Source organism: Streptomyces lavendulae subsp. lavendulae (genome assembly GCF_002803845.1).
Classification (GTDB): Bacteria; Actinomycetota; Actinomycetes; order Streptomycetales; family Streptomycetaceae; genus Streptomyces; species Streptomyces lavendulae.
The window spans coordinates 7,269,335-7,289,951 of sequence record NZ_CP024985.1 but is presented as its reverse complement, the minus strand read 5'-3'; the positions used below and the strand labels follow the sequence as shown (position 1 = coordinate 7,289,951).

Below are 20,617 nucleotides of genomic sequence, written 5' to 3'. Positions count from 1 at the left end.
CGGAAGGGGACGCCGGGTGCGCAGGTGCGCGGGTGGCGTGGGTGACTGGCACCAATCTGCCGATCGGCGTAGTGATCAGTCCATCGAGACTTTCTTAAGCGGGTCGACAGCGCAGCTTCACGCCTATGCTCCTCAGGTGATGGGGGACGGGGGCCGGGGCACGACCCGGTGGACGGTCCCGGTTCGGGGAAAAGGGGAGGTGAGGGGCGTGCCGAGTCTGCGCAGCAGGGCGCTTTCGGCCGCACTGGTCGCGACGGGGCGGCGAAGACGGTTCGCGACGGCGGAAGCGGTCCGGGCGACGGTGGCGCGGTCGGCCCGCCGGCCCGCTTCGCACCTGCCGCCGCGCTCGCTGGGCCGCGTCGCCGAGGTGTCGCGGACGTTCGTCGGGGCCTGGCCCGTGTACGACGCCTCGCCGCGCGGGGCCGAGCCGGTGGCGCGGGTGCTCTACGTGCACGGCGGGGCCTTCGTCGACGAGCTGGTCCGGCCGCACTGGTCGCTGGTCCGGACCCTGGTGACCCGGGCGCGGGCCCGGGTCGTCGTACCGGCGTACGTACTGGCGCCGCGCGGGACCGCCGACCGTACGGTTCCGGTCGCCGCCGACCTGCTGAGCGGTCTGATCGAGAGCGGCGGGGCGGGCGGGACGATCCTCCTGGGCGACTCGGCCGGGGCCGGGCTGGCACTGGCGGCCGCACAGCGGCTGCGCGAGCGCACCGGGGCGCAGCCGTCCCGGATCGTGCTGGTCTCCCCCTGGCTGGACGTGAGCATGACCCACCCGGACCAGGCGGCCATCGAGCCGGCCGACCCGGTGCTGGCCCGCGCGGGTCTGGCCGAGGCGGGCCGGCTGTACGCGGGCACCCTCCCCTTCGACGACCCCCGGGTGAGCCCGCTGCACGGCTCCTTCGAGGGGCTGGCGCCGCTGACGGTGTTCACCGGGACCCGGGACGTGCTGAGCACCGACAGCCGCGAGCTGCTGCGCCGGGCGCGGGCCGCCGGGGTCGAGGTGGAGTGGCACGAGGAGCCGGGCCTGCCGCACGGGTACCCGCTGCTCCCGGTCCCGGAGGGGCGCGCGGCCCGGGAGCGCATCGTCGAGCTCGTCACGGCGGCGGCCGATCCGCTCTAGGCGGTGCAGGTCATGAGCGAGCTGACGGGCCAGGCCCGGTACGCGCTCCAGTAGGCCTCGTCGCGCGCCGGGTCGGCGGGCGGGGTCCGGCTGGGCTGCCAGCCGACGGTGGTGAAGCCGGCGTCGACGGCGGCTTCGGCGAAGTCGGCGTGCGCCCATTCGCGGTACTCGAAGTGCTGCGGGGGCTCGGTCAGGAGCTGGGCCTTCAGCAGCGGTGCGTCGCCCTCCTGTACGCGGTCGAGGATGCGCACGCCGTACGGTGACCAGTCCACGCGCGGGAAGGCGCCCGGGTTGCGCACCAGTGACAGCAGCCGGCCGCCGGGCCGCAGGTTCGCGCGGATCCCGCGGAACATGGCGTGCAGGGCCTCCCGGTCGGGTGCGTGGCTGAACACGTAGACGGCGGTGGCCAGGTCGAAGGGACCGAGGTGGGGCATGGCGGCGGCGTCGGCGAGGACGTACTCCACCGCGGCCGAGCCGGAGGCCGCCGCCCGGGCGCGGCGCAGGCGGTCGGGGCAGCTGTCGACCCCCACGGTGCGCCGGGCTCCCCCGCCGGTGAGCAGGGTGACGGTGCCGCCGTGCCCGCAGGCCACGTCGAGGGCGTCGAGGTCGCGGACCCCGCCCAGGGCGTCCAGCGCGGTGCGGAGCGTGTAGGCGTCGGCCGCGGTGAAGGCGGCCCGGGGCGCCGGGTGCGTGGACGTGTCGTAGGGCTGGTGCATGCCGGGATGCCTCCCCGGTACGGGCCCGGGCGACGGCCCGCGCGCCGGTCCGTCCCCCGGACGGGGGAGGCGTTCGGGTCAGTGGTTACGGCGTCCGGTCGCCGCGGGGCCGGCGCGGGCCCGGCGGGGGCTCCGCGGCCGCTCCCGTACTCCCCCGGCGGCCCCCGGGGGCCGGGCGCGGAGGCGGGTGCCGGGATGCACCGCTCGCCGCCGCGGGCGCATCCTTGCTGTGTGACGGCGAGACCGGACAGCGGTGGCTCCTGCCCCGACGAGGACCGGGACCGGGTGCTCGCGCGCGCCACCGTGAGCGCCGTGGAGGCCCTCGGCGGGTACGCGGGCGGGGTGTACCTGCGTTCCGAGTCCCCGGAGCTGCTGCGGCTGGCGGTGTTCACCGGTCTGCCGGGGCCGTTGTTCGGCCCCTGGTGGCGGATGCAGGTGAACCGCCCGTACCCGGTCGCCGAGGCCTACCGCTCCGGCCAGTCCGTGCACCTCGCGGACGAGGAGGCGGCCATGCGGCGCTTCCCCCAGCTGATGGCGGGGCTGCCGGTCCCCTTCTCCTCGCTGTACGAGCCCGTGACGGGCGGCCCCGAGCGCTTCGGGGTGCTGTTCGTGCTGCGCCCGGCGACCCCGGGCCACGCCGTCGGGGAGGCCGACCGGGAGCTGCTGCGCGCGGCCGCCGAGGCTCTGTCGGCGGAGCTGGCCGCGCTGGCGGCGGCGGGGGACCCGGTGGTGTGGACCGGTGACCCGGTGGAGATCCCCCCGACGGCCCCGGCGGGGGGCGCCCGGGAGGCCGTGAACCGCCTTGCGCAGGCCCTGCTGTCGGTGGACCGGGAGGGCAGGATCGGTTTCGCCAACTCCGCCGCCGAGGCGCTCATCGGCCCCGGCGCGCAGGGGCTGCCCGGCCGCTTCCTGTGGGAGGCGGTGCCGTGGCTGGGGCATCCCGCCTACGAGGACCACTTCCGGGGGGTGTTCCTGTCCCCCGTGCCGGTGCACTTCGCGGCGCGCAGCGGCCCGGACCCGGACCGCGACTGGATGACGGTGGGGCTCTACCCCGGGCCGGACGGGGTGACGGTGACCCTGGAACCCGGTGGGGAACCGGCCCCCGTGCCCGATGCGCAGGCCCGGACCGCCACGGGGTCCGGGACGCCCGCCGACCGGGCGGCCGCCCTGTACCGGCCGGTGGCCCTGGCCATCGCGCTGACGGAGGCGGTCACCGCCCGTCAGGTGTCGGCGGTGGTCACCGAGGAGCTGCTGCCGGCCTTCGGCGGCCGCCAGCTGGCGATCTACCTGCTGAACGAGCGGCACCTGTTCCTGGCCTGGGAGACCGGCTTCCCCCACGGGTTCCTCGACCGCTTCGACGGGGTGTCGCTCGACGTCCGGCTGCCCGGTGTGGAGACCCTGACCACGGGCCGGCCGCTGTTCTTCGAGTCGATGCAGCACCTGGCGGCGGCCTATCCGGGGATCCCGCTGGACGCGGACGTCGGCGCCCGCGCGTTCCTGCCGTTGATCGCCTCCGGGCGGCCGGTGGGTTCCTGCATCCTCGGTTTCGACGCCCCGCGCGGCTTCAGCGCGGAGGAGCGTACGGTGCTCACCGCGCTCGCGGGGCTGATCGCGCAGGCCCTGGAGCGGGCGCGGCGCTACGACAGCGAGGCGGCGCTGGCCCGGGGTCTGCAGGCGGCCCTGCTGCCGCGGCGGCTGCCGGTGCTCAAGCACGTGGACACGGTGGGCCGCTACCTTCCGGGCACGGTCGGCATGGACGTCGGCGGTGACTGGTACGACGTGATCGAGACGAGTGCGGGGCTGCTGGCGCTCGTCATCGGGGACGTCCAGGGGCACGGGGTGGCGGCCGCCGCGACCATGGGGCAACTGCGCAGCGCGGTGCGGGCCTTCGCGCTGAGCGGCAACGCCCCGGACGAGGTGGTGCGGGGGACGAACCAACTGCTGATCGACCTGGACCCGGGCCAGTTCGCGAGCTGCTGCTACGTCCTGCTGGACCCGGGCTCCGGCCGGGCCCTCGCCGCCCGGGCCGGTCATCCCCAGCCGCTGCTGCGCCACCCCGGCGGCCGCACCGAGGTGCTGGACCTGCCCGGCGGGGTCGTGCTGGGCATCGACCCGGGCGGCGACTACCCGGTGACCGAGCTGTGGCTGGAGCCGGGTGCGGTGCTCGCCCTGTACACCGACGGGCTGGTGGAGATGCCGGGCACGGACATCGACGAGGGGGTGGAGCGGTTGCGGGCCGCGCTGGCCGGGGCCCGGCCGTCGCCGCTGACGGAGACGGCGGACCGGCTGGTCGCCGAGGCGGGGAGCACCGCCGACCGCCCCGACGACATCGCCCTGCTGCTCGCCTCCCGCACGGGCGGGGACCGGTAACCGGGTCCGGTGGCCGGATCCGGTCGCCGGATCGCTCCCGCGGCGGGCAAAGCGGAAGGAAATTCGTACGATCATGCTGCGGTTATCGCACCCCTGCGCGGGTCAATGTTTACGCGGTCTTAACGCTCGCCTCAGGGCCGCGCCCCCGACCCGCACGATGGAATCCGCAGGTGAACAGCTATTGACCTGCGGATCTCGTGGAGTTTCCATATCGGCCACGGGAGCACGCAGCGATTTGCCCACCACCGCCCCGGAGGCGATACCGCTCCCGCGCTCATTCCCCGCATCTGGCGATCGGAAATCCCGCACGATGACTGACACGATCAGCGCCCCCCAGGCCCTCGCCCCGGCGACCGGGCCGACCCCGCAGAAGCTCAAGCGTTCCATCGGCGTCGTCGGCGGGACACTGCTCACGCTGTCGTGCGTGACGCCCGCCTCGACCCTCTTCGTCGTCGTGCCCGACCTCTTCTCCAGCCTCGGCACCTGGACCGCGCTCACGATCGCCATCGGGTCGCTGCTCTGCGTCGGCGTGGCCTTCTGCTACTCGGAGCTGGGCACCCTGATCCCCAGCGCGGGCGGTGAGTACGCCATGGTGTCCACCCTCGCGGGCCGGCTCGCGGGCTGGCTGGTGTTCGTGCTGTCGCTGCTGGTGGTGATGATCGTGCCGCCGGTGATCGCCATGGGTACGGCCGACTACCTCTCCCCCGTGATCGACATACCGGCCCCGGTCGCCGGCGGCGCCGTGATGCTGCTCGCCACGCTCGCCGGTCTGCTCGACCTGCGGGCCAACGCCTGGATCACCGGCATCTTCCTCGTCCTCGAAGTGGTGGCCGCGGCGCTGGTCGCCGTGCTCGGCTTCGCCCACAGCGAGCGGGGCGCGGGCGCCCTGGTGCACGGTTCGGTCGCCGTCGAGGGCGGCGGCACCTCCACCGTGACCGCGATGATGGTGGTCTCGGGGCTGGCCATCGCGCTGTTCATCACCCAGGGCTTCTCCACCGCCGTGTACCTGTCGGAGGAGCTGGAGAAGCCGCGCCGCAACGTGCCGCGCACGGTCCTGGCCACCCTGGCCATCTCCACCGCGGTCATCCTCGTGCCGGTCATCGCGATCACCATGGGCGCCCCGGACCTGGACGCCCTGGCCGGCGGCGACCTCGGCGCGATGGTGACGGCCTGGTCGAACTCGGCGGTCGGCACCTTCGTCAGCCTGTGCGTGGCCCTGGCGATCATCAACGCCGGCATCGTCATGGTCATCCAGAACTCCCGGGTGCTGTTCGCCTCCGCCCGTGACAAGGCCTGGCCCGAGCCGGTCAACCGCGGTCTGGCCCGCCTGGGCCGCTTCGGCTCCCCGTGGGTGGCCACCCTGCTGGTGGGCCTGCCCGGCGCCGCGATGTGCTTCGTGAACCTGGACACCCTCTACGGGGTCACCGGCGTCTCGGTGACCGGCATGTACCTGCTGGTCGCGGTGGCCGCGCTGTTCAGCCGGCGCGGGGCGCACGGACAGGCGTCCGCCTGGCGGATGCCGCTGTGGCCGGCGGTGCCGATCGCGCTGATCCTCGTCCTCGCGTACATCCTGACCCAGCAGGAGACCCAGTACCTGCTGTGGACCGGTGGCATCACCGCGGTGGCCACCCTGTACTGGGCCCTGTACCTGCGGCCGCGCAAGGACTCGCGCTGGCTGGTGAGCATCCCGGAGACCGAGGAGGGCCTGGAGGACTGATCCCCCGGCCCGCCCCCTCCACGCCCCCGGGGCCGTCGCGACGCGCGACGGCCCCGGGGGCGTTCGCGCGGGCGCGGGGTTCGGAGCACGCTCAGCCGGTCGTGGTGCCCTCCCCGGACAGGGTGAGGGCGGTGTTCACCAGGCCGACGTGGCTGAAGGCCTGCGGGAAGTTGCCGAGCTGGCGTCCGGCGATCGGGTCGTACTCCTCGGCCAGCAGTCCCACGTCGTTGCGCACGTCCAGCAGCCGTTCGAAGAGGGTGCGCGCCTCCTTCTCCCGGCCGGTCAGGTGCAGCGCGTCCGCCAGCCAGAACGAGCAGGCGAGGAAGGCTCCCTCGTCCCCGGGCAGCCCGTCCACCGAGGGGCCCTCGGTGGAGTAGCGGCGGACCAGACCGCTGCGGCCCAGTTCCGCGCGGACCGCGTCGACGGTGCCGATGACGCGCGGGTCGTGGGGCGGCAGGAAGCCGACCCGGGGGATGAGGAGGGTGGCGGCGTCCAGCTCGCGCGAGCCGTAGTACTGGGTGAAGGTGCCCCGCTCGGCGTCGAACCCGTGCTCGCAGACGTCGCGGTGGACCTCGTCGCGCATGGTCCGCCAGCGCTCCACGTCCCCGGGCATGGTCGGGTCCCCCTCCAGGGCCTGCACGGCCCGGTCGGCGGCGACCCAGGCCATCACCTTGGAGTGCACGAAGTGGCGGCGCGGGCCGCGCACCTCCCACAGCCCCTCGTCGGGGCGGTGCCAGTTGCGCTCCAGGAAGTCGAGGAGGGCGAGCTGGATCTTCCAGGCGTGCCGTTCCTTGGCGAGACCGGTGGTCCGCGCGAGGTGCAGCGAGTCCAGGACCTCTCCGTACACGTCGAGCTGGAGCTGGTCCACGGCGGCGTTCCCGACGCGGACGGGCGCGGAGCCGCCGTATCCGCGCAGCCAGGCCAGGTCGCTCTCGGGGATCCGGCGCTCGCCCGCGAGGCCGTACATGATCTGGAGGTCGGCCGGGTCGCCGGCGACGGCCCTCAGCAGCCAGCGGCGCCAGGCGCCGGCCTCGTCGAGGTAGCCGGTGGACAGGAGGGTGCCGAGGGTGAGGGTGGAGTCGCGCAGCCAGCAGTAGCGGTAGTCCCAGTTGCGGACGCCGCCGAGTTCCTCGGGCAGCGAGGTGGTGGCCGCCGCGACGATTCCGCCGGTGGGGGCGTAGGTGAGGCCCTTGAGGGTGATCAGGGAGCGGACGACCGCCTCCCGGTAGGGCCCGCGGTAGAGGCAGCGCCCGGACCACTCCTGCCAGTCGGCGAGGCTCTGCTGGAGCGCCTCGTACGGGTCGGTCTGCTCGGGGCGCGGTTCGTGCGAGGCGTGCCAGGTGAGCACGAAGGCGACCCGGTCTCCGGGGCCGACGGTGAACTCCGAGCGGGTGCTCTTGTCCTCGCCCCAGGTGTGGACCGGCGGGTCGCTGCGGAACCACACCGAGTCGGGTCCGGCCACGGCGACCCGGTCGCCGTCGCTGCGCCGTACCCAGGGGACCACGTGGCCGTAGTCGAAGCGCAGCCGCAGGGTGCTGCGGACGGCCACCTGGCCGGTGATCCCCTCCACGATGCGCATCACCTCGGGCGCGGCGTCCCGTTGCGGCATGAAGTCGGTGACCTTGACGGTGCCGTCCTCGGTCTCCCAGTGGGATTCCAGGACCAGCGAGCCGTCCACGTACGCCCGGCGGGTGCAGCGCTCGCCGTCGGCGGCGCTCTTCGGGGCGATGCGCCAGTGGCCGTTGTCCACTTCGCCGAGGAGGGCGGCGAAGCAGGCGGCGGAGTCGAAGCGGGGCAGGCACAGCCAGTCGATGGACCCGTCGCGGCCGACCAGACCGCTGGTCATCAGGTCGCCGATGAGTGCGTAGTCTTCGATGGGTTGTGTCATTTCTCCGCTGTTCCCCCGATTGCCCGGAGCCAATCAGGGTGCCCGGACGGATCCCTCCGGGGGAGGGACCCGCCCGCCGCGGGCGAAAGGGCCCGGACTAGCTGCGCACGAGGAGCGTCACGGCCGCGAGGACCACTCCGAGGGCCAGGGCCTGGGCACCGAGGGCCAGCCGGTGGTTGCGCAGCGCGGGAACGGGCAGCAGCCGGTCGACGGCGAAGCGGCCCGGGCCGGAGAGGGTGAGGGCGGCGGCGGCCACGGCGAGGAGGAGCTCGTACTCCATGCCCTTGGGGGCGAAGAAGGCTCCGGGGCCGTGGACGGCGGCGGCGTTGATCATCGTGCCGAGCACCGCGGCGCCGGCGAGCGGGGTGAGGAGGCCGACGGCGAGGGCGAGTCCGCCCAGGGTCTCGGTCAGGCCGGCGACGACGGCCATGGTCTCCCCGGCCGGGTAGCCGCTGGCGGTGAAGAAATGGCCGGTGCCGGTGATGCCGCCGCCGTCGAACCAGCCGAAGAGCTTCTGCACTCCGTGGGCGGCGACCGTCAGGCCGAGGACCACGCGCAGGAGCAGCAGTCCGGCGTCGTGGGCGGTGCTGGTGGCGGTGGGGGCGGTGGGGGCGTCCTGCACGGCCGGTGCCGTGGCCCGGGCCTTCGTCGCGGTGGCGGAGGCGCTGGTCATGGGGAGGTTCCTTCCGGTCGGTACGGTCCGAGGGGAGTTGTTCAAATTCGAACCGACACCCCGACCCTAACCATTGATTCAAATTGGAACAACCCGTGTAGGCTGGCCCCATGGCTGAGACGAGATGGCTGGACGACCGCGAGATGCGGGCCTGGAACGGCTTCCTGGCCGCCTCCGCCCTGGTGAACCGGCGCCTCGACCAACAGCTCAAGGACGACTCCGGCCTCTCCCATCCGCAGTACGAGATCCTCGTGCGGCTCGCCGCGGCACCCGACCACGAGCTGCGCATGACCGAACTGGCCAACGGCCTGATCAACTCCAAGAGCGGTCTGACCTACCAGGTCACCCAGATGGAGAAGGCCGGTCTGGTCCGCCGCCGCAGCTGCCCCTCCGACGTCCGCGGGGTCTTCGCGGTGCTCACCGAGGCGGGTCTGGCCCGGCTGGAGGCGGCCGCCCCCGGGCACGTGACCACCGTCCGGGAGATCCTCGTAGACGTCCTGACCCCCGAGCAGCTCGACGCGCTGGCCGCCGGTCTCGGCGAGGTCAGCCGCCGGCTGCGCGAACAGGGCGCCTGACGGGTAGAAGTCCCTCATGGACGGAAATGCCTGGGTGATCCTCGCCGCGGTCCTCGCCCTCGGGCTGGCGGTCGCGGCGGGCGTGCTGCTGGTCCGGGTCTTCGCGGCGCGCCGGCTGCTGCTGGACGCGGGGATCCCGCTGCGCGACAAGGCGCTGTTCTGGGTGGCCGTCGCCTACACCCTGTCGCCCGTGGACCTGGTTCCGGACCCGGTGTACCTCGACGACATCGGCATCCTGTTGCTGGCGCTGCGCTCCCTCCAGGCGGCCGCCTCGGCCGCCGCCGCCAGGAGGCCCTCCGACCGGGCCGCCTGACGGCGCGGGGCGCCCGCCATCGCGGGCGCCGAGGACGCCGCACGGCCCATTCCCCGGGGCCGCACGGCGTCCGTCCATGGACCGCGGCGCCGCCGGACGGCGCGCGCGGCGCTGGGCCGGGGCGCTACTTCGGCATCAGGACGGTGTCGACGATGTAGACCGTGGCGTTCGCGGTCGGGACGTTGCCGCAGACCACGTTCGAGGTGTCGTTGACCTTGTACGAGCCGTCCGAGCCGGCCGTCGTGATCTTTCCCTTCTCCAGGGTGTCGAAGGAGCCGTTCTCCAGCTGCTTGGGAGTGATCGACTGGCCCACCACGTGGTACGTGAGGATCTTGGTCAGCGTGGCCTTGTCGGCCAGCACCTTGTCCAGGTCGGCCTTCGGGATCTTCGCGAAGGCGTCGTTGGTCGGGGCGAACACCGTGATGCCCTTTGCGTTGTTCAGGGTGTCCACCAGCCCCGCCTTCTTGACGGCCGTGACCAGCGTGGACAGCGCCGGGTTGTTGGAGGCGGCGGTGGCCACGGGGTCCTTGGCCATGCCGTCGAAGCTGCCCGCGCCCTCCTTGGGCACACCGGCACAGGCCGGGCCGAAGGGCTGGTCCATCGCGGCCGCGGGCATCGATCCCGCACTGCTCGGGGTGGTCCCGGCGGCCGCCGCCTGACTGCCGGACGCGGTGTCGGAGCCGGAGTCGGAGGAGCAGGCGGCCAGGGCGAAGGGCAGGACCGCGGCGGCGGCCACGGCGACGGCGGTACGGCGGAAACGGGGGGTGTTCATGACGGGGGTTCTCCTTGGGAGGTCTGCCGCCGGAGCGGAGGTCTGGAAGGGTCGTGGGGAGGCTGGAAGGGTCGTGGGGGGGGGCTGGAGGGGTCGTGGGGGGAGCTGGAGGGGGGATTCAGTCCACGCTGACCACCACCGAGTGCCGGCCGCTCGCACCGTCCGGGACGGTCCGGGTGCGCTCCTCGGTCTGGACGGTTCCGGTCCGGTCGGTGGCGCGGACGGTGAGGGTGTGGCCGCCCGGAGCGGCCCGCCAGGGGTAGGACCACTGCCGCCAGGTGTCGGCGCTGTCCTCGGCCGCGAGGTCGGCCTGCTCCCAGGGGCCCTCGTCGACGCGCACCTCCACCCGGTCGATGCCGCGGTGCTGCGCCCAGGCCACCCCGGCGACGGTGACCGGGCCGGCGCCCAGCCGTGCGAAGGGCTTGGGCGTGTCGATGCGCGCCTGCGTCTTGACGGGGGCCCTGCGGGCCCACTTCCGCTTGACCCAGTACGGGTCGTAGGCGTCGAAGGTGGTGAGCTCGATGTCCTGGATCCACTTGCAGGCGGACACGTATCCGTAGAGGCCCGGTACGAGCATCCGTACGGGGAAGCCGTGCGCGAAGGGCAGCGGCTCGCCGTTCATGCCGACGGCCAGCAGGGCGTCCCGGCCGTCCATGACCTCCTCGACGGGGCTGCCCAGGGTCATGCCGTCGGTGGACCGGGCCACCAGCTGGTCGGCCGGGCCGCCCTCGGACGGGGGCCGCACCCCGGCCTCGCGGAGCAGTCCGGCGAGGGGGACGCCGAGCCAGCGGGCGGTGCCGACGTAGGGGCCGCCGACCTCGTTGGAGACGCAGGTCAGGGTGACGTCCCGTTCGATCAGGTCCCGGCCGAGCAGGTCGGCGTAGGTGTAGGTGCGGGGCCGGGACACTCCCCGGCCGTGAATGCGCAGCCGCCAGGTGTCGGCGGACAACCGGGGGACCACCAGGGCGGTGTCGACCCGGTAGAAGTCGGCGTTCGGGGTGGTGAAGGGGCTGATCCCGGGAACGCGGAGGGAGGCTGCCCGGGGCAGCGGCGCGGCGGGCGAGGCGGGTGCGGGCAGCCGTACGGCGTCCCGGGTGGCGGCCGCGTCCCGGCCCCGCGAGGCCCCGAGGCGGCGCCCCAGGGCGCCGGCCGCCGTGGCGGTCAGTGCGGCGGCCCCGGCGGCGGCCAGGAAGCCCCTGCGGTTCCAGCCGGTGCCGCCGCCCGGGGCGGGCGCCGTTCGCGGGGCGGTCAGCAGTCCGGTCAGGAGGTACAGCAGCCCCGCTCCGGCCAGCGCGCCCGCCAGCGAGGGCAGGACGTCGGCCGGGCCGGTGGAGTCGGGGCGGGTCAGGGCGGCCGCTCCGCCGACCGCTCCGAAGAGCAGCACGCCGGCCGCGCCGGTGCGCCGGTGGCGGAGCGCGAGGATGCCCAGGGCGGCGGCGAGGAGGCCGAGGACGGCCAGGATCCCGAGCTGGAGGACCAGTTTGTCGTCGGTGCCGAAGTGCCGGATCGCCCAGTCCTTCAGGGCGGGCGGCGTGCGGTCGATGGCCGCCCCGCCCACCGCTGTGACGGGCCCCGCCTCGGGGCGCACCGCGGCCGAGACCAGCTCGGCGACCGCCAGGGCCGCGTAGCCGGAGAGCAGGCCGCCGAGCGCCGCCGGGGCGGTGCGGGCGAAGGTGCTGCGGTTGATCCTCACAACGGGTCTTCGGGGCCACCGGTCCGGCGGATTGGACCGTCCGCCCTTCGAGTGAAATCTCGTTCCCGATTGACGTCGGCCGGGGCGCCGGGGACGGGGCGGCACCCGGCGCAGTGCTGTCGGTGGCCGGTGGCACCATGGCCCCCATGCTTCGTGACGATCTTGATGACGTTGTGTCCCCGGATTCCGCCGGCTCCCCCTTCGCCTCCCCGGCAGCCCTGCTGGAGGCCGGTCCCGACCGCGCCCGCGCCCTCGCCGGATCGGCCGGCGGGGTGGGGCGCGAGGTGTTCACCCAGGCCGAGGCTGTGTTCGGGCGCGGGGAGGTCTCACGCGCCGAGTTCGCGTCGTGGCTGCACTGTGCGGCGAAGGTGCTGGGCCGCGACGCCTACGCCGACGGGGTCGCGGCCGCCGAGCCCGGGATGCCGTGGCGGACGGTGTGGGCCTGGTGGCGTCCGGTCGGCGCGCACCGGGCCGAGCCGAACCTCAGCGGGGACAGCAGCGCCGAGGTCTTCGACGACGCGCGGGGCACCGGGGCCGGGCCGCTGCTCAAGGTGTGGTCGATCTGGACCGCCGACCGCTGGTTCGACCTGGCCACCGGTACGCCGTGCCCGGCTCCGGCCGAGGGGTCGTACGAGCCCCGGGCCGGGGAGGCCGAGGAGGAGGGGCCGTTCCTCTTCGACGGGGACGAGGAGGCCTGGGCACTGCGGTGTCCCGGGACCTGGGAGGAGCCCGTCGCACTCGGCGGGGGCCGGTTCCTGCTCGCCGAGGCGCGCGGCGTGCTGGTCGCCGAGCGCAACCCGGCGGTGGCCGACTGGCCCGCCGGCGGGGCCGGCACCGATGACGACGGGGACGGCGAGCCGTGGTTCCTGGACCCGGCGCCGGCCGACACCCCGCTGGACACGGCCCGGCTGGAGGGGGTCTTCGGCGCCGGGCAGGTGCAGCGCCTGGCGGAGTCCGCGCTGCCCGCCACCCTGAAGCACGCCCCGACGCGGGAGCTGCTGACCCGCGTGGGCGTGCCCCGTCACTGGGGCGCGGGGGTGACCTCCTTCGAGCTGGATTTCGGGGACGAGGGCCCCGTACGGACCCCGGAGGACCCGGAGGGCACGCTGTGCCTGGGCTCCTTCGAGCTGGCGTACGGGGACGAGGGCCGGGTGCTCCTCGACACGGGGACGGGCGAGGTCCTCGTCTCCCGCAACGAGGAGGAACCGTTCGTCCTCGCCCGGGACGCGGAGACCTTCGTCAGGCTGCTGGAGGCCGTCCGCCGGTACATGGGGGCCTGCTGGGACCCGTACCCGTGCGAGGACGGCACCGGGGACTTCCACGAGGAGGTCGCCGTCCTGGAACCGGCCGCCCTGGAACCCGGCCCGGCGCAGGAGTTGTGGGAGCACGTCTTCGCGTCCATCACCGAGCTGAGCGTGTACGGCTACTGAGCGCCGGTGGGGGCTGCGGGCCGCCGCGCGCGTGTCGCGGCGGCCCGCACCCCTCGTGGCCGGGGTCCCGGCCCCCGCTCAGTCCCCGAGGGCCCGGCCCAGGCCGAGCCGGTCGGTGCCCAGTTTGGTGAAGGCCGCGGACAGCCGTGCCGCGACCGTCCGGGAGTCGATGCGCAGTTCCTTGGCGATCGCCGCGTTGTCGAGGCCCCGGGCGGCGTGGCGCGCCGCCGCGAGCTCGGCGACCGTCAGGCTCTCCTGCTCGGAGGAGGACAGGCGGCGCGGACGCAGCCCGGCCGAGGCGATCTGGGCGCGGGCCCGGTCCACCAGGGCGTCCGCACCGCAGGCGGCGGCGGTTTCCATGCCCCGGTAGAGCTGCTGCGCCGCCTGGTGCGGGTCGCCCAGGGTGTGCAGGGCCGTCCCGTGGTCGATCAGCGCGTGCGCCAGTTCGGCGGCGGCCGGGGACTGGTCGAGGTGGTCCACGGCCTCCTTGAGCAGGAGGGCGGCCCGGGCGGGCTCGGCTGCCGCCGCCGCGACGCGCAGGGCGTGGCCGATCACGCTGGAGGCTCCGAACGCGCGGGCGCGCACGACCGCTTCGGCCGCCGTGGCGGCGGCCAGTTCGGTGTCGTGGGTGACCTGGGCGAGGGCCAGGTCGAGCTGCCAGGGGCTCCACGACGGGTTCCGCGTGCCGCGCAGGTCGAGCCGCTTCCCTGCGGTGGAGAGGTGGTGTTCGGCCTCCTCGATGCGGCCCTGGGCCAGGAGCAGCTTGCCCCACACGGCTTGCGGATCGGGGTAGACGACCGCCTTGGGGAATCCTCCGTCGGCGAGCTTGTAGGTCCGGGCGACCTGCCGGGCCTCGGCGACGTTCCCACGGGCGAGCAGCGTCTCGATGAGGGTGCCGATCGCGTACCACTGGGCCGGGATGTCGTGCCCGATGCGGTCGGCGATCTGCAGGCCGTTGCGGACGAAGTCCTCGGCCTCCGCGAGGCGTCCGCGCCGGTACCGGATGTAGCCGAGCAGAGTGTAGACGAACGACAGGTGGGCGCCGCGCCAGCCCTTCGCCTCGAACTCCATGATGGCGGTGTTGAAGAGCTCCTCGGCGCGGCCCGGCTGGTCGCAGTACATGAGGGTGAGGGCCACGACGGCCGGGACCTCGAAACCGAAGTCCTGGTCGATCCAGCTCATGCCTCCGTCGAGCGCCTGCTCCGCGTACTCCAGGGCGGTGCCCACGGGTTCGCCGCGCAGTGCGGCGTCCCAGGCGCGCAGGCCCAGGATGTGCCGCTCGGCCAGGCCCCGGCCGACGATCCGCTTGGCGAACTGGGAGAGCAGCCGGGACCGGGCCGGGGAGTTCTCCTCGTCGACGCGGACGGAGTTCCACTTGAACTGTTCGGCCTGCATGCGCAGCCGGGTGCGGGAGTTCGTCGCGTGGCGGGCCTCCTCGGCGAGGAGTTCGGCGGCCTGCGCCAGCTGCCCGGTGTGGCCGAGGGCCTGGGCGAGCCGGTAGGTGATCGCCTCGCGGAGCTCCGGCGCGGTACTGGGTTCCTCCAGTGCCGTCCTGAGCTGGTTGATGGTGGTCACCGGGTCGTGCAGGAGGTTGGCGGAGCCGAGTTCGAAGAGCACCTCGGCCCGGTGTTCGGCCTCGGGCGGTTTGCGCAGTGCCCGCGCCAGGTAGCGCCGCGCGGCGTCGGGCGCTCCGGCGGAGAAGCTCTCGCGCGCGGCCCGGCGCAGCTGCTGCACCACCCAGGGGTCGCCCTCGGGGTGCATCTCCAGCAGGTGGCGGGCCGCGGCGGTGGGACCGTGCCCGTCGTCGACCAGGGCCTGCGCGGCCATCCCGTGCATGCCGACGCGCACGCCGGGCGGGATCGAGCGGTAGACGGCGGTGGCGATGAGGGGGTGGAAGAACTCCACGACCTCCTTGCGCTGCACGCTGGTCAGGACGGTGAGGATGCGCGCGTTGTGCAGCTGGTCGATGGCGTCGGCGGCCTGTGCGTCGCCGAGCGCCGCGACTCCCCCGACGATGCCGATCGGGACCGCGTTGCCGAGGACGGCGGCGGCCCAGGCCAGCCGGACGGTGGAGGGGCCGAGCTGTTCGAGGCGCTCGATCAGGCCGCTGCCCTTGACGGCGGAGGCCAGGTCGCGCAGCTGGGGGATGTTGTCCTGGTGCGGTTTGAGACCGCGGTCGCGGCCCTTCATGCCCAGTTCGACGACTTCGAAGGGGTTGCCGCCGGTGATCGCCCAGCATTCCCGGCAGAACACGTCGTCGGCGCTGTCGCCCAGGGCCTCGCGCACGATGCGGGCCACGGCGCTCGTGGTGAGCGGGGCCAGTTCGTGCGGGCGGGTCCCCTGGCGGCCCATCAGGGCGCGCAGCGGGGCGGCGTCCGACGGGATCTCGTCGGGCCTGCAGGCCACCATGATCAGCATGGCCAGTTCCTCGGCCCGCGCCGCGAAGGCGGCCAGCCACGCCAGGGATTCGGCGTCGGCCCAGTGCGCGTCGTCGAGGATCAGGACGACGGGCGCGCCGCTGCGTACCGCTAAATGCGTGACGACCCAGTCCAGGCCGTCCCGGACGCCTTGCGGGTCGGGTGCGGTGCGGCCCTTGGCGGAGGCCGTCAGGCCGAGTGCCGGGGCGACGATGCCGTGCCAGCTGCCGAGGACGTCGCGCCGCTCCTGCTCGCTCAGGGCGGCGAACGTGGGCTGGATCAGCTGGCGCATGACGTGGAACGGGACCTGCTTCTCCTGCTCGCCGCCGCGTGCGAAGAGCACGGTGCAGCCGCGGTCGGCCGCGTGCCGGCGGGCCTCGCCGAGCAGGGTGGTCTTGCCTATGCCGCCCGACCCCGCGAAGGTCAGCACGCCTCCGCGGCGGGTGGGCGAACCCGTGTCCGAGACACCGAAGAGTTCGTCCACCGCGCGATGGATCGCCAGAATTTCGGATTCCCGTTCGAGGAGGGGCGCGGGGGCCCACCCTCTCGGTTCCGTGACATGTGACATTCCTGCCCCCTCCTGCGCGTGCGGCCGAGTGTACGACCCCGGGGGCGAGATGTTGCTGCTTAAAGTTAATATTGAGGCATCTCGCCACTCTTACGGGAACAATGCTGTACCATCACTCGGCTTCATTGCGGTGTGATACTCGGTTTTGACGTAAATCCGCCTAGAATCGATCAAGAACGATCGGATTTCGTCAGCGTCGGGCTATCGGAATCATCGGAAGTTCACTCGGCTGGGGAATGCCCGCCGGAACCTCACGCACCGTGACGCCCGGGGCCGGGGTCAGGTGCCAGCGTGAGGACACGGTGGCCAGGGCCGTCAGGATCTCCGCCACCGCGAACGTGTCGCCGATGCACTTGTGCTGGCCGGCCCCGAACGGGACGTACCGGTGGTCGCGCGACCGCTCCCCCGCGTCCCGGCGCCAGCGGTCCGGATCGAAGACCGTGGGGTCGGGGAAGAGCTCGGGGTCGCGGTGCAACGCGTACGGACTGTAGGCCAGTTCGGCCCCGGCCGGGATCGCGAAGCCGCCGAGCGTCAGCGGGGCGAGGGCGCGCCGGGTGAACAGCAGCGGCGAGTGCAGGCGCAGCGCCTCCTGGAACACGTCGTGCGCGTACGTCAGCCGTGCCAGGTCCTCGGCGCGGACCGGGCCCTCGCCCACCACCTCGTCGACCTCCGCCTGGAGCCGCTCCTGCACCTCGGGGTGCCGGCCGAGTTCGTGGAAGGTCCAGGCCAGGGTGGTCGCCGAGGTCTCCGTACCGGCGAACATGATGGCGATCACCTCGTCGCGCACCTGCTCGGGAGACATCCCCGCGCCCGTCTCGGCGTCCACGCTCGACAGCAGCAGGGACAGCAGGTCGTGCCGCTCCTCGCCGTCGGAACCGTAGGTCGCGATCACCTGGTCGATGATCGCGCGCAGCCGCGCGGCGGCGGCGTCGAACCTGCGGTTGAGCGGAATGGGCAGCCGGTCCAGCGACTTGGGCATGACCGCGCGTATGAGCATGCCCTCCAGGACGATGGGCAGCGAGCGGTGCACCTCCTCCACGGCGGGCCGGCTCAGGTCTCCCGAGAAGATCATCTCGGCGACCGAGGAGAGCGCGTAGCGGCGGGTCTCGGTGACCATCGAGACCTCGCGGCCGGAGGTCCACGACGAGGACATCGCCGTGGCCTGGCGGCCCATCACCTCGGCGTACTCGGTGATGTGGCCGCGGTGGAAGGCCGGCTGCATCATCCGGCGCTGTTTGCGGTGGAAGTCCCCGTCGGTGGTGACGATGCCGTTGCCGAACATCGGGCGCAGCCGCTCGAAGACCCGGCCCCGCCCGAACCGCTGCGCCTGCTGGACGAGTACGTCGTGGACGTGCTCCGGGCTCGTGAGGACGTGCACGGGCCAGGTGCCGATGTCGAGGCGCACGACCTCACCGTGCTCCCGCAAGGACTCCAGGAAGGCGATCGGACGCCGCCACAGCTGCACCGCGTGGCCCAGGAGCGGTAACCGCCCCGGGGCCACGGGCGCGGGGACCACAGAGCCGGGCTGCTCCGCCTGTGCCATGGACCGACTCCCTGTCATGCCACCGAAACCAGGCCGGGGCGGGTGTACGCCGACTCCAGCCCGGCCGCGAACCGTTCGTCGCTGTACCGCGTGCACTCGTAACGCTGCCACAGATCGGCGCCGATGATCCAGTCCTCGTAGCTGCGCACGATCCGGGAGACCGCGGCGCGCACCTGCGGATCGGTCTCGCCGCGGGCGTCCAGGGTCTCCGTCAGCAGCCTCTCGCCCGCGAGGTACTCCTCGATCCGGTCCTGGATCCGGCCCTCGACCGCCCGCACCGCCGTGGCGAGCGAGCAGCCCTCCCACGAGGAGATGAGGGAGACGAGGTTGTTGTTGTCCCCGCAGGAGTGCTCCTTGGGGAGGGAGAACACGTCGTTGCCCCAGGAGATGACGTCCAGGGCGCTCGCCACGAGCGCCTTGAACTCGGGCAGGTCGTGGATGCGCTGCGGCACGTCCAGGCCGAGGCCCGCCTCCACCATGTCCATCATCGGCAGTATCTGCGAGCTGTGACGGCGCATCAGGATGTAGTCCCGGACGGTCGGACGGCCTTCGCCCCCGCGGTTGCCGGCCTCCTGGTCCAAGGAGTCCAGCATGAGCGGGACATGGGCCCGGTAGCGGGCCGCGGGCCCCTCGGGCATGCCGTCGAGGATCCGGTCGCACACGTCGACGAACCCCTTCACCAGCGGGTTGCGGCGGGCCCCCGATCCACCGGCCGATCCCGTCGCCAGGTGCTCGGTGATCGCTTCGGCCACCGGCCGCCAGGCGGCGACCTCACCCGTCCTGATGAGGTGGTCGTGCTGGTCGTCCAGGACGAACGACCACGCCATCCACTCCGCGAGCAGGACGACCGTTTCGTACGGCACGTCACCGCTCACCCGGCCCGCGAGATGACCGAACCCGATGCCCGCGAATTGGTCCACGGCATCGGTGACGAGTTCGTGCCGCACCGCCCACGTGGCGGCCTCGGCGTTGGCACGGGCGGCCAGCGGATGTTTGGAATTCCCGAAGGGAAGGTGAAAATCGGGAACAGAGAAAGAGTTGAGCTGGGTCATTGATCCCCCCATGAAAGAGTCCGATTCGCCAATACCCGCTCACGTGAACGACCGTGACGGTCACGATCGTGTGAAGACACCCCTCCTGCTGCGGCATTGTCGCGACGGCCGGCTGTGGCTGCCGAAATGAACCGGTCATGGAGCGACCAGATCCCGCCGACACACGACCACATCAGGCCACCGTTGAACTAATTAACTCGCAGGCCGCAGCGCACTGTCAATGTAGGACGAGAGGAGAAGATGAATTCATCCGGAAAATACCGAAAGTGTATTCGTGCGGAATATGCGAACGGCATACCCGGCGTCGGACGGGGCCCGCGGCCTACACTTCGAGTGGACACGGCCGTCCGGGAGAGGTGGCATGGTGAGCGGATACCGACCGCCGGACCGGGACGACGACCGGGAGGCCGACGTCCTGGGAACCTACCTGGAGGACGTGCGGGACCGCCTCGACGGGGAGCGGTTCGAGGTCCTCGTCCGCGCGGTCCAGTCCACCTGCGCACTGCTGGAGGAAGGCGACCGGACCGTACTGGAGGTGCCGGGGGACCACGGACTCGCCCCCGACCTGCAGCGCGAGTACCTCTCCCTCATGGCAGTCATGATCACGGGCCACCTCGACCACCACCTGATCGAGGTCGCCGCCCCCGACGGCGGCAAGGGCTGGGCGGTCGTGGAGAACACCGTCGACCTCACCGGGAGAGAACCATGAGGATGCTGATCAACACCGCGGACACGGTGGTCGCGGACGCGCTGCGCGGCATGGCGGCCGCACATCCGGACCTGGACGTGGACGTCGAGAACCGGCTCGTGGTGCGCCGCGACGCCCGCGAGGGCGGCCGGGTCGGACTGGTGTCCGGCGGCGGCTCCGGGCACGAACCCCTGCACGGCGGCTTCGTCGGGTACGGGATGCTGTCGGCCGCCTGCCCCGGGGAGGTCTTCACCTCGCCGGTGCCGGACCAGATGCTGCGCGCGGCCGGCGCCGTCGACTCCGGGCAGGGCGTGCTGTTCGTCGTGAAGAACTACACCGGCGACGTGCTCAACTTCCAGATGGCCGCGGAGCTGGCCGAGGACGACGGGCTGCGGGTGGAACAGGTCCTGGTCAACGATGACGTGGCCGTCACCGACAGTCTCTACACGGCGGGCCGGCGCGGCACCGGCGGCACCCTGTTCGTCGAGAAGATCGCCGGAGCGGCCGCCGAGGAGGGAGCCCCCCTGGACCGGGTCGCGGCGATCGCCCGTCAGGTCAACGAGTCCTCGCGCAGCTTCGGTGTGGCGCTCAGCGCCTGCACCACCCCCGCCAAGGGCAGCCCCACCTTCGACCTCCCGGACGGGGAGCTGGAGTTGGGCATCGGCATCCACGGCGAGCCCGGGCGGGAGCGGCGGGCGATGATGACCTCCCGCGAGATCGCGGAGTTCGCGGTGGGCGCCGTACTGGAGGACCTGGCGCGGTCGGGCCCGGCGGACGCGCCGGTACTGGCCCTGGTCAACGGCATGGGGGCGACCCCGCTGCTGGAGCTGTACGGGTTCCACGCCGAGGTGGCCCGGGTGCTGGAGGCGCGCGGCGTACCGGTGGCGCGGTCCCTCGTCGGCAACTACGTGACCTCCCTGGACATGGCCGGCTGTTCGGTGACCCTGTGCCGGGCCGACGACGAGCTGCTGCGCCTGTGGGACGCGCCGGTGCAGACCGCCGCCCTGCGCTGGGGCCGCTGAGACGCGGGTGACCGTAGGGTGGCGGTGGGACCGTCCGAGCGGGTGCGAGACGAGGAGATC

16 protein-coding genes are annotated in these 20,617 nt (G+C 73.2%); 8 read left to right on the top strand and 8 right to left on the bottom strand.

What is annotated here, in order from left to right; all coding sequences use genetic code 11:
• The first annotated feature begins 208 nt into the window (after nucleotides 1–208).
• Nucleotides 209–1,120, top strand: coding sequence for an alpha/beta hydrolase fold domain-containing protein (locus SLAV_RS32610; protein ID WP_063760321.1), 912 nt, complete (start codon nucleotides 209–211; stop codon nucleotides 1,118–1,120).
• Here SLAV_RS32610 and SLAV_RS32605 read toward each other — a convergent pair.
• On the bottom strand, nucleotides 1,117–1,836 hold the full coding sequence (locus SLAV_RS32605; RefSeq protein ID WP_030233013.1) for a class I SAM-dependent methyltransferase: 720 nt from the start codon (nucleotides 1,834–1,836) through the stop codon (nucleotides 1,117–1,119). The genes SLAV_RS32610 and SLAV_RS32605 overlap by 4 nt on opposite strands.
• A gap of 195 nt (nucleotides 1,837–2,031) precedes the next feature.
• On the opposite strand from SLAV_RS32605, the gene SLAV_RS32600 reads away from it, so the two are divergent.
• Both SLAV_RS32600 and SLAV_RS32595 read left to right on the top strand, forming a co-directional pair.
• The gene (locus SLAV_RS32600) at nucleotides 2,032–4,206 is read left to right on the top strand and encodes a SpoIIE family protein phosphatase (protein ID WP_037687677.1); all 2,175 of its coding nucleotides are present in this window, start codon (nucleotides 2,032–2,034) and stop codon (nucleotides 4,204–4,206) included.
• Nucleotides 4,207–4,516: 310 nt separating this feature from the next.
• Nucleotides 4,517–5,923, top strand: a complete 1,407-nt coding sequence (locus SLAV_RS32595; protein ID WP_030233009.1) for an APC family permease — start codon at nucleotides 4,517–4,519, stop codon at nucleotides 5,921–5,923.
• A gap of 91 nt (nucleotides 5,924–6,014) precedes the next feature.
• Here the strand turns inward: SLAV_RS32595 and SLAV_RS32590 are convergent, their stop codons facing one another.
• Both SLAV_RS32590 and SLAV_RS32585 read right to left on the bottom strand, forming a co-directional pair.
• Complete coding sequence (locus SLAV_RS32590; protein ID WP_030233006.1) at nucleotides 6,015–7,811, bottom strand: glycoside hydrolase family 15 protein; 1,797 nt, start codon at nucleotides 7,809–7,811, stop codon at nucleotides 6,015–6,017.
• A 97-nt stretch (nucleotides 7,812–7,908) separates the two neighbouring features.
• Nucleotides 7,909–8,484 (bottom strand): DoxX family protein, encoded by a 576-nt coding sequence (locus SLAV_RS32585; RefSeq protein ID WP_030233004.1) that lies wholly within the window; start codon nucleotides 8,482–8,484, stop codon nucleotides 7,909–7,911.
• A gap of 110 nt (nucleotides 8,485–8,594) precedes the next feature.
• On the opposite strand from SLAV_RS32585, the gene SLAV_RS32580 reads away from it, so the two are divergent.
• Both SLAV_RS32580 and SLAV_RS32575 read left to right on the top strand, forming a co-directional pair.
• Nucleotides 8,595–9,059 carry a MarR family winged helix-turn-helix transcriptional regulator gene (locus SLAV_RS32580; protein ID WP_030233001.1) on the top strand — a complete coding sequence of 155 codons (465 nt, stop codon included), beginning with the start codon at nucleotides 8,595–8,597 and terminating at the stop codon, nucleotides 9,057–9,059.
• 16 nt (nucleotides 9,060–9,075) lie between these two features.
• A complete protein-coding gene (locus SLAV_RS32575; protein ID WP_030232998.1) occupies nucleotides 9,076–9,372 on the top strand; it encodes a YkvA family protein in 297 nt (98 codons plus the stop codon).
• Nucleotides 9,373–9,496: 124 nt separating this feature from the next.
• Here the strand turns inward: SLAV_RS32575 and SLAV_RS32570 are convergent, their stop codons facing one another.
• Nucleotides 9,497–10,144: a fasciclin domain-containing protein gene (locus SLAV_RS32570; RefSeq protein ID WP_030232996.1), complete on the bottom strand. Its 648-nt coding sequence runs from the start codon at nucleotides 10,142–10,144 to the stop codon at nucleotides 9,497–9,499.
• A 118-nt stretch (nucleotides 10,145–10,262) separates the two neighbouring features.
• Nucleotides 10,263–11,837, bottom strand: a complete 1,575-nt coding sequence (locus tag SLAV_RS32565; protein ID WP_030232993.1) for a molybdopterin-dependent oxidoreductase — start codon at nucleotides 11,835–11,837, stop codon at nucleotides 10,263–10,265.
• A gap of 173 nt (nucleotides 11,838–12,010) precedes the next feature.
• On the opposite strand from SLAV_RS32565, the gene SLAV_RS32560 reads away from it, so the two are divergent.
• On the top strand, nucleotides 12,011–13,267 hold the full coding sequence (locus tag SLAV_RS32560) for an SUKH-4 family immunity protein (RefSeq protein ID WP_030232991.1): 1,257 nt from the start codon (nucleotides 12,011–12,013) through the stop codon (nucleotides 13,265–13,267).
• Between the two features lie 78 nt (nucleotides 13,268–13,345).
• Here the strand turns inward: SLAV_RS32560 and SLAV_RS32555 are convergent, their stop codons facing one another.
• From SLAV_RS32555 to SLAV_RS32545, 3 genes are all read right to left on the bottom strand, one after another.
• Nucleotides 13,346–16,252 (bottom strand): ATP-binding protein, encoded by a 2,907-nt coding sequence (locus SLAV_RS32555; RefSeq protein ID WP_030232988.1) that lies wholly within the window; start codon nucleotides 16,250–16,252, stop codon nucleotides 13,346–13,348.
• 190 nt (nucleotides 16,253–16,442) lie between these two features.
• On the bottom strand, nucleotides 16,443–17,795 hold the full coding sequence (locus SLAV_RS32550) for a cytochrome P450 (RefSeq protein ID WP_030232985.1): 1,353 nt from the start codon (nucleotides 17,793–17,795) through the stop codon (nucleotides 16,443–16,445).
• A gap of 14 nt (nucleotides 17,796–17,809) precedes the next feature.
• Nucleotides 17,810–18,847: a terpene synthase family protein gene (locus tag SLAV_RS32545; protein WP_030232983.1), complete on the bottom strand. Its 1,038-nt coding sequence runs from the start codon at nucleotides 18,845–18,847 to the stop codon at nucleotides 17,810–17,812.
• Nucleotides 18,848–19,208: 361 nt separating this feature from the next.
• Between SLAV_RS32545 and SLAV_RS32540 the strand changes: the two genes are divergently transcribed.
• Both SLAV_RS32540 and dhaK read left to right on the top strand, forming a co-directional pair.
• The gene (locus SLAV_RS32540; RefSeq protein ID WP_051841112.1) at nucleotides 19,209–19,556 is read left to right on the top strand and encodes a hypothetical protein; all 348 of its coding nucleotides are present in this window, start codon (nucleotides 19,209–19,211) and stop codon (nucleotides 19,554–19,556) included.
• Nucleotides 19,553–20,557, top strand: coding sequence for a dihydroxyacetone kinase subunit DhaK (dhaK, locus tag SLAV_RS32535; protein ID WP_030232977.1), 1,005 nt, complete (start codon nucleotides 19,553–19,555; stop codon nucleotides 20,555–20,557). The genes SLAV_RS32540 and dhaK overlap by 4 nt, the downstream gene beginning before the upstream one ends.
• Nucleotides 20,558–20,617 lie beyond the last annotated feature (60 nt).

Coding starts and splice junctions, on each gene's coding strand:
- SLAV_RS32600 (WP_037687677.1), top strand. CDS start 2,032: ATGCACCGCTCGCCGCCGCGGGCGCATCCTTGCTGTGTGACGGCGAGA.
- dhaK (WP_030232977.1), top strand. CDS start 19,553: ATGAGGATGCTGATCAACACCGCGGACACGGTGGTCGCGGACGCGCTG.
- SLAV_RS32545 (WP_030232983.1), bottom strand. CDS start 18,847: ATGACCCAGCTCAACTCTTTCTCTGTTCCCGATTTTCACCTTCCCTTC.
- SLAV_RS32575 (WP_030232998.1), top strand. CDS start 9,076: ATGGACGGAAATGCCTGGGTGATCCTCGCCGCGGTCCTCGCCCTCGGG.
- SLAV_RS32585 (WP_030233004.1), bottom strand. CDS start 8,484: ATGACCAGCGCCTCCGCCACCGCGACGAAGGCCCGGGCCACGGCACCG.
- SLAV_RS32595 (WP_030233009.1), top strand. CDS start 4,517: ATGACTGACACGATCAGCGCCCCCCAGGCCCTCGCCCCGGCGACCGGG.
- SLAV_RS32555 (WP_030232988.1), bottom strand. CDS start 16,252: ATGTCACATGTCACGGAACCGAGAGGGTGGGCCCCCGCGCCCCTCCTC.
- SLAV_RS32540 (WP_051841112.1), top strand. CDS start 19,209: ATGGTGAGCGGATACCGACCGCCGGACCGGGACGACGACCGGGAGGCC.
- SLAV_RS32605 (WP_030233013.1), bottom strand. CDS start 1,836: ATGCACCAGCCCTACGACACGTCCACGCACCCGGCGCCCCGGGCCGCC.
- SLAV_RS32570 (WP_030232996.1), bottom strand. CDS start 10,144: ATGAACACCCCCCGTTTCCGCCGTACCGCCGTCGCCGTGGCCGCCGCC.
- SLAV_RS32590 (WP_030233006.1), bottom strand. CDS start 7,811: ATGACACAACCCATCGAAGACTACGCACTCATCGGCGACCTGATGACC.
- SLAV_RS32550 (WP_030232985.1), bottom strand. CDS start 17,795: ATGGCACAGGCGGAGCAGCCCGGCTCTGTGGTCCCCGCGCCCGTGGCC.
- SLAV_RS32580 (WP_030233001.1), top strand. CDS start 8,595: ATGGCTGAGACGAGATGGCTGGACGACCGCGAGATGCGGGCCTGGAAC.